At 41.1% G+C, this 12,142-nt stretch carries 7 protein-coding genes; 4 read left to right on the top strand and 3 right to left on the bottom strand.

The annotated features are described in order from the left end of the window. Positions 1-14: 14 nt before the first annotated feature. Positions 15-851 (bottom strand): orotidine-5'-phosphate decarboxylase, encoded by an 837-nt coding sequence (gene pyrF, locus IPN35_04310; GenBank protein ID QQS58799.1) that lies wholly within the window; start codon positions 849-851, stop codon positions 15-17. A 296-nt stretch (positions 852-1,147) separates the two neighbouring features. Between pyrF and IPN35_04305 the strand changes: the two genes are divergently transcribed. Next, complete coding sequence (locus IPN35_04305) at positions 1,148-1,396, top strand: hypothetical protein (protein ID QQS58798.1); 249 nt, start codon at positions 1,148-1,150, stop codon at positions 1,394-1,396. Positions 1,397-1,412: 16 nt separating this feature from the next. Next, positions 1,413-4,853, top strand: a complete 3,441-nt coding sequence (locus IPN35_04300; protein ID QQS58797.1) for a hypothetical protein — start codon at positions 1,413-1,415, stop codon at positions 4,851-4,853. Here the strand turns inward: IPN35_04300 and dnaE are convergent. Both dnaE and IPN35_04290 read right to left on the bottom strand, forming a co-directional pair. Continuing rightward, positions 4,850-8,422, bottom strand: coding sequence for a DNA polymerase III subunit alpha (gene dnaE / locus IPN35_04295; GenBank protein QQS58796.1), 3,573 nt, complete (start codon positions 8,420-8,422; stop codon positions 4,850-4,852). The genes IPN35_04300 and dnaE overlap by 4 nt on opposite strands. A gap of 193 nt (positions 8,423-8,615) precedes the next feature. Then, entirely contained in the window at positions 8,616-9,659 is a 1,044-nt protein-coding gene (locus IPN35_04290; protein QQS58795.1) for a bifunctional oligoribonuclease/PAP phosphatase NrnA, read from the bottom strand. A gap of 247 nt (positions 9,660-9,906) precedes the next feature. Here IPN35_04290 and IPN35_04285 point away from each other — a divergent pair, with 247 nt between their 5' ends. Both IPN35_04285 and IPN35_04280 read left to right on the top strand, forming a co-directional pair. Beyond that, a complete protein-coding gene (locus tag IPN35_04285) occupies positions 9,907-10,749 on the top strand; it encodes a fumarate hydratase (protein QQS58794.1) in 843 nt (280 codons plus the stop codon). Between the two features lie 156 nt (positions 10,750-10,905). Beyond that, on the top strand, positions 10,906-12,126 hold the full coding sequence (locus IPN35_04280) for a hypothetical protein (GenBank protein QQS58793.1): 1,221 nt from the start codon (positions 10,906-10,908) through the stop codon (positions 12,124-12,126). Positions 12,127-12,142: the final 16 nt, after the last annotated feature.

Raw genomic sequence — 12,142 nt, 5'->3', positions numbered from 1 at the left:
TATGTAAACGAAAATCAGGAAATTCCCACAGTAGTCGAAAGCTCTTGCTGAGCTTTCTGAGCGGCTTTTCCGGCAGATTCCGCAAATTGAGATCCTGAGGAAGCAAAGAGGATACTACGCGATGAGTTAACAATTGCTCCCTGTCCATTCGCATAGAATGCGGGAGCAATGTCTTCCACAGTTCCTCCTTGTGCGCCATACCCAGGAACGAGAAATATTTGTGCTGGCATTTCTGAGCGAAGCATACGGATATCATCGGGATGTGTTGCTCCCACTACTGCCCCAACAGAAGAAAATCCAGATTCTCCAGAAAATGAAGTACCAATTCGTGCCACACTCCGTGCCACTTCCTCATGTAAAAGAGAATCTCCCACCGGAAGATCTTGAAATTCTCCTGCACTTTTATTACTCGTTTTGACGAGTACAAAAATGCCCTTTTCGTTTTCTTCTGCCTTTTCCGCAAAAGGAATGATGCCATCTTGCCCAAGATACGGACTGACAGTGATGGCATCGAACGGACGATTTTTTCCCAAAAATCCTTCTGCGTATGCTTCTGCCGTAGAACCGATATCCCCTCGCTTCGCGTCGGCAATAACCAAAAGATTCTTCTCTTTCGCTTTTTCTGAAATTTTTTCAAGTATGCGCCAGCCCTCCACACCCCAACATTCAAAAAACGCAGTGTTTGGTTTTACCGCTACTGCAAAAGGAGAAACTGCCTCCAGAATTTCGGAAAGAAAAAAGAAAATCGCCTCTGTTTCATTTCTTCCATGTTTAGCAACATCGGGCAGAAGATGAAAATGTGGATCAAGTCCAACACAAAGAACAGATTTTTTTTGTTGAACTTGCCTCAAGAGAGCGTCGGAAAAGTGCATGCGGAGAAGAAAATCGAAGTGAATTATGCCTTTTTTTCAAAAAAACAGAAAACAGAAGAATTATGCTTCTGACAACAATCCGTTATTGTTTATTTTTTTGAATAAAAAAACAATTTTGAAAACTCATTATAAAAGAAATACATATTTCTCTTTATGTTTTTTACAAAAAAATAAACATTTTGTTCAAAAAGAATGAAACATTTTTTTTTAAAGTATTGACGAAAAAAAAGAAAAAAGCATAAATGAAACCCTTTTTCCATTTTAAACCCCCTTTTATGGGTATCAAAGATTTCCCCCCTTTTGGAATAAATAATAATACTCCTCGAATCATTCCTATTTTTCGAGAAGTTGGAATAAATAATAATACTTCTCAAATCATTCAAGGATTTCGAAATACTTTTGCGCCTCACATTCCCCCTGAAGAAACACGAAAAAATACCGAATTTTTGTACACCCTAAAGACCAGAGAAGAGTTTGAAATACAATTCACGAAAGAGCTTTCTCAGGGGGGGGTGTCCAAGTGAAATTCACTTTCGAGAAATGACACTCATGAATGAGCGCATGTATAATATACTCACAAATACTCCATACGAAGCGGTTAATGTCCAAAAGCTTTGCCGAGAACGGTCGGATTTTGATGATGCTTTTGTTTCCGCTCTTTTTAAAAACTGCCTTTTTCAGGAAACGGGAAAAGAATTGAAAGAAATGGGATGTCTTATTGCCAACGGTGGAAATGGGCTACAACTTATTTTTCCTCAGTCTGATAAAGACTATCTTTTTGTTCCAAAAGAAGGATTTGATGGGGAGGCATTTCGAAAAGCAAAAGAAGTTTTTGACGGAGTTTCAAGTACACTTTTCACCATAAGAGTTGCTAATATTCCAAGTAAAACGGCAATCCATGCCAATGGACAATTCACAGATCTTCTAAGGCAATTACGAACCATAACAAGCGATGGTTTTGCTTTTCAATATATTATTCGTGAAATAGAGAAGGTCGCAAAGGAACAGGGGGTGCTTCTTGAGGTTTCTGATGAGGAGAAGCTCAATCGTTTTCTCTCTCACCTTCTCGACGCATTAAAATTAGGTGGACTTCGAATAACAGAAGAGAAGCTTCATTGTATTAAAGAAGTATTAAAGGGAGAGGGCATAACCAGCTTTCAGGATATTCCCAAGAAAACCCCTCCTGTTATTGAAGCTATTTTTGAGAGATTTCATATACAAAGAACAAATCAAGAACATGTCACCAATGCCTACAAAAAAGCCCTTCAAATAGCTCAGAAAGAGTGTGAAAATAATGATCTTGAAGTCTTTATTCATCATTTTATCTTAGGAGTTTCGCGAGTAGGATTCGATATTGATGCCGATGATGTTCGGGGGATATTTCATTGCCAAAGAATAGAGCACATCCAGCAACTTCCCGAAATCAAGAATCCTGTTGAAGATATTATCGTGAATGTCCTTGGTATTTCTCCATTATGTCGATCGCTTGTGATAGGACCGTATAAAGAATCCTTGCGCATGGCACAAAGAGACATTGTTCCGAATGAAGAGTACTCCTATGTTTTCTCGGAATTTCAAAGGCAATACCAAGAATTTATAGAAAATCAGGGAAAAGGAGATTTTGAAATAAAAAAAGAAAAATTAGAAAAATGTCTTCATGACTCCATTATTCAAACACTTATGATTATTCGAGAGAATATGACCTCTCGATATATTGGGGGAGATAAAGAAACAGCAAAGCAATATTTTACAGGAATAGAAGAATTTATCGCTTCCAATAAAAAAGAAGTGAATACTATGGCGAGCGAACAAGCATATAAAATTCATCGGTTTTTTCAACTCAAAAATCTGGACGTAAAAAAAGAGCTCTATAGACCATTTCAAACCGCTTGTATTAATTTCTTGATCGAAAAAGGAAATGTTCATCACGGAGGAATTGAAGACCTTCTCTATGCTTTTTTTCAGGAAAAAGATTGTGCAAAAATATCACTAGAAAGAGCAGAAAAAGGATTAAAGGGCATTCACTATGTACGAATGCAACTTGCACGATATTTTTCTGTTGCTCCCTCAGGTTCCACCTCAAAAATGACAGAAGCCAACACCATAACACCAGAATTTTTGGAGTGGGCGATGCAGAATATTTCCAATATTGAAGAAATTTTTGTCGATATTCAAACCGCTCTTGCAATTATAGAACCCATATCTAGAGATCAGGGTGCTAAGGGAATTTCCCGAGAAATACCACTTCGCGACGGCTTTTGTGAAGAAAAAGGGCGACTTAATTTTCAGGGATCAATAGAAAAAATATCAAAAGTTGATTTCCTTATATCGACACTAAGATATGTTGGGAAAAATGGTTTTCATCCAAACGCAAAAACAGCATCACATCTGTATGCATCTGCTCAAAAGGTTGCGAGCGATAAAGAGGATCTCCTTCATTTTCAAAATTTCTTCTTTACGGAGCTCATTGAAACACGATTTTTTTCAGAGGCTATACTTTGGGTTTCGCGAATGAAATTGCTTCAAGAAATATTTCCAGCATATAAGGACATGGCTCAAACGATTCATAAAGACGACTGCTATTCCAAAGGAGATGAAATGCTTGCCAGCATGCTCTTTTTACAAAAACACGTTGCAGATGATCCAGATATCCGATGTATTTGGAATAGTATTGAAAAGTCGGGAAACACAAAAGTTCTTCGGCTTGCATTGCTCATTCGTAATAGTCAGAAAGGTGTAGAGGAGGCTCTTCGGGAAGTTGATCCACAACAAAAGATTTTTTCAGCTGAAGAAATTACTGACGTTAACTTTTTGGTGGAACACCAAAGATGCCTTATCCCGCCAGGAAATAAAGAAGGATCAAAGCAGGTGCGAACGGGAAGATTTCAGTTTGATATCACTGTTTTTGGGGAACACGTCAATCCTATTGCCATTGAGGCTCTTTCTCAAGAGCTTACTGATAAAGAGCATCTCCTTGCCTCTCTTTTTGCTCTTAATCTTGCTCGAAAAGTTGCTATTAACCCAGAGCGAACAGATCTTTTTGAAATAAAAACGGCACTCTCAAGGTTCTACAAACAGTACCAGTTTCTGCATTTTATTCGTGGTGCACTCCGAGGAAACAATGAGGAGTTTTTTTGGGATTCTCTCTCTGATTCCTTCGTGGAAAAAACGAGCATAAACCCTCAAAATGGAGAACTTGAGAAGTACAGAGATTCGCTTAAAAAGTATCCATCCGCACTCTACACAAGAATGATAGACGCTCTTGGAAAGGCCTCAAATGAAGAAATTACAGAAGCATTATCAAATCCTCTTACGTGCCTAGAAAAGGTAATTCACTATTTTGATTATGGCTCAATGCAAAAAGAATATGAAACAATTCAAAAAGATCCTGAACAAAAAGTCGCCTATAGCATTCTCCCAGAGAAAAAAGAAGGAATGGTTGCAAAAATTTTCTTTCGTGTCCCGAGAACGTCTTCTGCCCTAGAAAATATGGGGATTGCCTTTTCAAATCATCACTGGTCCATTGATCAGGCTTCTGCCCTACCATTTGACGAAGACAAAACACTTGTTACGCTTGAAGTAAAATATACGGGAACCGAGCCTAAACCATCTCTTGATCAAGCGATAGAAGAATATATGGCTATTGAGAATGGGGAACAAAATAAGATTCTGGAGAAAAGCAATGGGAAAAACGAAGTGTTCTCTGAAATGCCAGAGGTCATTATATGCGAGAAAGAAGGATCTGTGGAAATTATCAGCTACGAAAAACATGTCCCCGCCTATGCACTTGCCAATATTCTTAACGCTTTTGGACAATACGATCTTACTCCCCTCAACTTTACACTCGTTACGAAAACAAGGGGAAAAAGGAATAGCACCATACATGGCATTCACGACAAATTCTTCTTTGGACAGGGAGTGATAATTCCAAAGGAAATTTCAACTCTCATACAACAAAAACTCACTCATAGAGACTCTTAATCCATTGTTACAAACTCTTGAATACTTTGAGAAAGCGCGTTGCTCATTTGTACTCCTGTTTCAAGATAAAATACCTGTCCAAATGCATGGATTTCTACTGGAGTGCCTCCAGAATGTTGACGTAAAATATCTCGAAGACGAAAAAGATCACTTTTGAGAAGACTATTTTTGAGACGCAATTTCCATAGATGTGGTTTTTCGTCAGAAGAATCTCTCGAGGTTTCTGTTTCTTCCTGATTCACGAAATCCAATTCACATGGAGGGGTATCGGAAGTATATTCCTCTGAACCTGAAGACGAATGTTCTCCTTTTTCCGCGGCATATTTTTTTGCAAGTGCCTCGATTTCAAGAAGCGGTTGGTGTTCAATTTTATCGACTATCATTTGCCATTGCCCATCGCGGTCTTCTGCCTTTCCCGTTATCCAGAAAACGACATCGTTCTGTTCAATGAGTTTCGCTGACAGTTCTTCATAATTCTTTGGAAAAACGACTGCCTCCATTTTTCCGCTTGGATCCTCAATCTGCAAAATTGCCATCTGTTTCCCCGTTTTGGTGACAATTTTTCGGAGCCCCATGAGGAGCCCCCCTACTGTGATGCTTTTTCCTTTTTTGCCGTATTTTCCAGATTTTTGCGGAACTTCTGCAATAAGCACTCCTCTTTTCCGAAAAACAGATTTTGCGCGTCGTAAGGGGTGGTCGGAAACAAAAAGTCCAAGAATTTCTCGTTCCCATGAAAGGCGTTCTACTTCACTCGCTGGTTTTGTTTCAGGAAGAACAAGCTCGTATCCGGCGTGACCTCCTTCGTCAAAAAGAGAATGTTGATTTTCATCCGCCGCAGATTTTTCTGCCGCTTTCGCGAAATCGGTAATAAGTTTTATGTTTTCGAGAATTTCGTTTGGCTCAGAAAAGGCAGAAAGCGCACCAGATTTTGCGAGTGCCTCAAGCGATTTTTTGTTGAGAATACGTGCTGGGCAACGTACAAGAAAGTCGGGAAAAGTCTCGAATGGCTCTTCTCCGCGATGCTCCACAATGCTTTCCACCACGCTGTCACCAATTCCTTTAATGGCACCAAGTCCAAAGCGAATTTTTCGGTCTTCCACTACCGTAAAATTGGTACCCGATTCATTTACACTTGGCGGAAGCACCTCAATATCAAGCTCACGGCATTCTTCAATATCAATAATAACGCGGTCGGTATTATCGCGGTCAGAAGCAAGGAGCGCCGCCATAAATTCGGTGGGATAGTTCGCCTTCAAATATGCGGTTTGATACGCAATCATGGCGTATCCCGCGGCGTGAGATTTATTAAATCCATATCCGGCGAACGGTTCGATCACTTCGTCAAAGATTTTGACGGCAAGTTTTTCGGAATGCCCTTTTTCCTTTGCGCCTTCAATAAATTTTTCGCGTTGAGCGGCGAGTTCGGACGCAATTTTTTTTCCAATCGCTCGACGCAAAATATCGGCTTGTCCCAAAGAAAATCCAGCAAATACCTGTGCAATTTGAAGAATTTGCTCTTGGTAAATAGCAATTCCAAAAGTCTTTTCAAGAACACCTTTGAGTGATTCGTGCGCATATTTTACCTTTTTTTCCTTATGTTTTCCTGAGATATAATCAGGAATCCACTCCATTGGACCGGGACGATAGAGCGACACCATAGCGATAATATCTTCGAGATTGGTCGGTTTGAGTTGTTTGAGATAGCGCTTCATTCCGGAAGATTCCAACTGAAATACTCCAGTTGTCTGTCCCCTTGAAAGAAGCGTAAATGCCTTTTTGTCATCGAGTGGAATGGTGTCGAGATCAATCTTTGTTCCGTGATATTTTTCGATCACTTCAAGGGTACGCACGAGAATAGTGAGGTTTTTCAGTCCCAAAAAGTCCATTTTCAAAAGACCGAGTTTTTCGATGGGCTTTGCGGAAAACTGTGTAATAACCGTGCGATCGTCTTTCGGTGCGCACTGAAGTGCTGTATGATGAGTGAGTTCATCAGGAGAAATCACCACAGCACACGCGTGCACGGAAACATGGCGCACACCTCCTTCAAGACGTTTTGCAATCCCCCAAATTTCGGCGAATCGAGGATTGTCTTCAAGTGCTTTTCGAAGATCAGGAGCGGTTTCGTGGGCTTCATCCATGGTAATTCCGGGGCGTTCGGGAATAAGCTTCGCGAAGCCGTTCATATCCGCAAAGTTGAGCCCCATTACCCGTCCCACGTCTTTAATAGAAGCACGCGCTGCGAGTGTTCCAAATGTACAGATTTGTGCCACGCGATCTTCTCCATATTTTTTGCGAACATATTCGAGCACTTCATCGCGTCTTTCATCGGGAAAGTCTATATCAATATCTGGCATTGAGACACGCTCAGGATTGAGGAATCGTTCAAAAAGGAGATCATATCGAATCGGGTCGATATTCGTAATCGTCAGTGCATAGGAAACAAGCGAACCTGCTGCACTTCCTCGACCAGGACCTACAAGAATATCACGCGCTTTTGCCCATTGGACAAAATCTCCCACAATCAAAAAGTAAGCGGGAAATCCCATGCTATTAATAACGGAGAGCTCAAATTCGAGACGCTCAATAATGGCTTTCTGCTCTTCGGTTTCGGGAGCACTTGGGAGAAAATGGTACCGCTTTTCAATTCCATTAAAGCATTCTCTGTGCAAATAGCTCTCGAGTGTCTCCCCTTCGGGAACCGGAAAGGAGGGAAGCAAAGAACCACCAAAATCGATGGCGACATCACACTTCTCGGCAATAGTAATGGTGTTGTCACACGCCTCGGGAAGATCGACAAACAGTTCACGCATTTCCTCGGAAGAGCGAAGTGCAAAATTGTCTCCAAGCATGGTGGGACGACTTGGATCGTTTTTCTGCGTATTGTTTTTAATACAGAGAAGAATATCATGCGCCGCCGCGTCTTCTACCTTTGTGTAATATGCGTCATTTGTTGCGACAAGCGGAATATTGAGTTCCTGTGAAAGTTTTCGAAGAATCGGTTCCACCTCTGCCCACTGACGTTGAGTGGGGTGACGCTGAAGTTCGATGTAACAATCTTCCCCGAAACGCTTTTGGTACCGATGGAGTATCTCTTTTGCTTTCTCCTCTTTTCCTCCTCCAGAAAGATATTGAACAAGTTCTCCACGAACTCCACCCGTAAGGAGAATAATGCCATCTCCATATTTCTCAAGAAGTTCCCAATCAATTCGTGGAACGTGAAACATGCCCGAAAGTGCGGCTTCTGTCGCAATACGAAGAATGTTGTGATACCCCTCCTTGTTCTTTGCGAGCAAAACGAGCTGACTCCATCTTGCATCAACAGGTTCTTTATCGAGTCGACTCCGAGGGGCGCAATACGCTTCATACCCAAATATTGGTTTTATTCCGGAGTTTTTGCAGGCAATAGAAAACTCTGCCGCTCCATGCATATTCCCCGAATCAGTGATAGCAACTGCCATTTGTCCATGTTTTGCCACAGTCTCTGCAGTTTCATCTGGTGTTCCGAGTGCAGAAAGAAGGGAATAATGGGAATGCGCATGAAGATGAACAAACGAAGGAGAATTCGACATGTTAAAAAAAGGAGATCGGTGAGGAGTTTCCATTGTTCCGTGTTTTTTTAAAAAAGTGAATGAAAAAGAAAATGCAAACACCTCTCTAAACGCATACATATGCTTACATATTCCTATAAAAAAAAGAGGTTCTACTAATGTCAAAAAGGATTTTCGAGCGACTCGTCACTCACTCCCTCAAGAAAAATGTTTTTTATGAATGTACTTTTGCTTCTTGGAGAATATTTTCTGTCTTCTCTTCAGAGATAATCGAAAAACGTCGTTCCATCCGAAGTACTCCTGGAACGGTAAATCCCGCCGCTTTTATGTGTCCACCTCCTCCAAATTTTCCCGCAATTTCAGAAACATTCACAGAGTCCTGTTGTGTGCGTAAACTCCCTTTTACTTTTCCTCCGCGCTCGGTGAGGAGTATGGAATATTTTGCGTTTGGAATCATATTGAGATAGTCGATTGCTCCTGCCGCATCTTTTGGATCTGCACCAGTTCTCTGAAAGTCCTCCTCCCGAACGGAAGAAACCACAATATCTTCGGCTGTCTTTTCGGCACGAGAGAGAATTTTTCCCCAAAGACGCATAGTTTCAACCGGAGTAGTACGGAATACATACCGACGGATACTCTCGAGATCTGCTCCGGCAGAAAGAAGTTTTGCTCCAATTCTCAGAGTTTCGGGGGTGGTGTTCGTGTGCTGAAACGATCCCGTATCTGTCATCAATCCATTAAGGAGGCACGTTGCCATATCTGGTGAAATGCGCCAGCCAAACAGGGTAAACAGAGTAAAGAGTACCGCAGTTGTACTGCTTGCCTTTGCATCAACAAGATTTATGGTTCCAAAAAGCTCATTAGAGATGTGATGATCAATGTTTACAAGCGGATATTTTCCAGAGAAGAGCTCTGGTTTTGTTTCAGAAAATCCAGTTTGACCACTTGTTGCCGCGTCTACCGTGAGAAGAAGGTCAAACTCTTCTGGATGAAAATCTGGAACAAAAAGAGAGGCATTTGGAAGAAATTGGAATGAGGTTGGAAGTGGATCTCCACAAACATTGGTGACCATTTTTTGTTGATCTTCAAGCAAAATCCTCAGAGCAAGCCCCGATCCGCTTGTGTCTCCGTCTGGACTTCGGTGAGAAATAATAGCAATACGCTGTGCCTTTGCAATAAGATCATGAATCTCTGTCGCAATTGCTTTGGAAAATTGTTTCTCGGGTGGTGCGGTGGTTGTTGCCCCATATTCTTCCATTTTTTCAGGAAAAAAATGCTTCTTTTTTCAGTAACAATAAAAAGAAGTCTGATTGGGAAATATATCTTCTCTCTATTTTATTTCGCAAGAAAAATAACTTGCAAAACAGAAAAATAATGTTCCTTTTATACTTGCACTTTTAAGGAATTATCATACGAATTCTTGATACATGCGTTGATGACAACCTTCTTCTTGTACTCCATTATTTTTATGGCAAAATAGTTTTTGCTTTCTTTCAGAGAATATTATGAGGACAATTCCGGCAAGTGATATTTTTTTAGCGGCAGAAAAACTCATTCAATCGGCAAATTTTGTCTTGCCAGAAGAGATACAGAAAAAAATCAGAAAGGCAGAGGGGGAAGAGGAAAATGCTTCTGCCAAATTAGCGCTTCAAACAATTATACAAAACGCAAAGCAAGCATCAGAAAGACAACTTCCGCTCTGTCAGGATACCGGAACAGCCGTTTTTTTTGTGGAAATAGGAATGGGGGTAGTACTCGAAGAACCGATTTTCGAAACGCTGAAACGAGCGGTTTCGGAGAGCTATACAAAGTACCGACTCCGAGCGAGTATTGTTTTTGATCCACTTTTCGATAGAAGAAACACAAAAGACAACACTCCACCACTTCTTCACTTGGAGCAGGTTTTGGGAGAGAATATTCGCATAACTTTTCTCCCAAAAGGTGGAGGGGCAGAAAATAAATCAACCCTCACCATGCTTCGTCCAGCAGACGGAGAAGAGGGGGTTGTAAAAACCGTTTTAGAAACTGCCAAAAAAGCAGGAGGAACAAGTTGCCCCCCGTGGATTTTGGGAATTGGTATTGGAGGAACATTCGATTCTGTTGCTGTTCTCGCAAAACGCGCTCTTTTTTGTCCCTCAAAAGATGTGGATTCGGATGCGCGATATACTGCACTTGAAAAAAGAATCACACGAGAAGTAAACGCATTGAAAATCGGAACTATGGGGTTTGGTGGAAATACCACTGTGCTTTCAACACATATTGAGTATGCTCCAACACACATGGCATCGCTTCCGGTTGCCATAAATATTCAATGCCATTCTGCGAGGAGTGCGGAAATACTCTTATAAACAAAGATTTTTTTCATCAGGGCTTCCTGAGATAAAGTTTGTCTCTTCGTGAAAGGGGTTTTGTGGTGGGCTTGGAATACAGATATGTATCTATAAGGGATTTGATTTTCTTGGTTGTCCTCTGTAGAATAAGGATATATCCTTTTCTTCTCTCCCATGAAAAAGCCGGTTCTCATTGTTGGAGGTATTTTGTTGGTTGTCATATTGGCAATTCTTGCTTTTTTGGCATCTAAACCACAAGAACCCCAAGAAAATAAAAATGACACTCTTCTTTCGCCCCCTGCTTATGATCGTGGAGATGATGACGATACGAGTAAGGATATTGAAGATGATATAGAAAAAATACCTCCTGAAAACGAGCCTGCTCCACCACCTCCTCCAACAGCTCAAGATGTACAAGAAGCTGTATTTGGAGCTGGCTTACAGAATGAATACAAGTTTTTTACTGAACCTCAGAAGAAAGAACTCGAAGATACTTCTATTTCTCGATCAGAACCACAGCCCAAAAAAGAAAAAACGTATCAAATTTCGTGGAAAACAGATGATTTTTCTTCTATTACCAATCTTCCCGAAACGCTTCCTGTGTACCTTCTCGCACGTCCACTCGATAAAACTCTATATGATGTTGTCAAAGAGCTTCGGGATAATCTTGGTCTTATTGGACATATCCTCCGTATGAATGAGCAGGTGTATAATGTGGTGAATGTGAAAACTGGAGAATTCTTTTTGACATACGATGTCTATCACCTTTTTGTTTCAGCTCCAAATCTTCATCTTTCGGGGAGCCCCGTTAGTTCTGGACAGGAAGTAGGTGATACACTTTCTCATTTGGGATTGTTGCAATTCCCTTATTCAGTGGAGACATTTGAGAAAGAGCAAGGAGATGTTTGGTATCGATTCCGCCCAAACCTTTCTCTTCCGGTTTTGTCTCTTGGAAACGAGTCTGAAGAAGATTCCTCTACTTTTACTCCAGGAAAAATAGGTGTTGCTGATGTTCATGTGAATGACCAAATGATCACGGCTCTTTACTCAAACTTCCCCAATATTACTGAGCAGACCACTCTTCCTACGAAAAATGTCGAAGCGGTGACAAGTTTTTTACAAGAGGGGATTTTTCAACTTGGTAACGTAGAACTGCAATATCCTGGTGCTATTGCTACTGAAGATCGTCGTAAATTCTATGATGTTGCAAGAGGTGACACTGTTCCTGTTTCTGAAGCAGAGCTCACAGGATTTGAATGCGGATACTTTATGGAAGGGGATTCTGCTCCACAAGCACTCCTTTCTCCAATATGCCTTGCTCGAGGAAAAGGGATGGTAGAAGGGTATTCTGTTCTCTTCGAAGTGGTTCTTCCTGCTGTTAGCGAAGAAAACTAATCCCTCCTCCTTTTAA

It is taken from the genome of Candidatus Peregrinibacteria bacterium (assembly GCA_016699755.1).
Classification (GTDB): domain Bacteria; phylum Patescibacteriota; class Gracilibacteria; order CAIRYL01.
The sequence above is the reverse complement of the archived record's forward strand: the minus strand, read 5'-3'. Positions and strand labels throughout refer to the sequence as shown.

Bases quoted from the DNA above. Each gene is read 5' to 3' on its own strand.
- IPN35_04305 (QQS58798.1), top strand. From the start codon at position 1,148: ATGGGTATCAAAGATTTCCCCCCTTTTGGAATAAATAATAATACTCCT.
- IPN35_04300 (QQS58797.1), top strand. From the start codon at position 1,413: ATGACACTCATGAATGAGCGCATGTATAATATACTCACAAATACTCCA.
- dnaE (QQS58796.1), bottom strand. From the start codon at position 8,422: ATGTCGAATTCTCCTTCGTTTGTTCATCTTCATGCGCATTCCCATTAT.
- IPN35_04290 (QQS58795.1), bottom strand. From the start codon at position 9,659: ATGGAAGAATATGGGGCAACAACCACCGCACCACCCGAGAAACAATTT.
- IPN35_04285 (QQS58794.1), top strand. From the start codon at position 9,907: ATGAGGACAATTCCGGCAAGTGATATTTTTTTAGCGGCAGAAAAACTC.
- IPN35_04280 (QQS58793.1), top strand. From the start codon at position 10,906: ATGAAAAAGCCGGTTCTCATTGTTGGAGGTATTTTGTTGGTTGTCATA.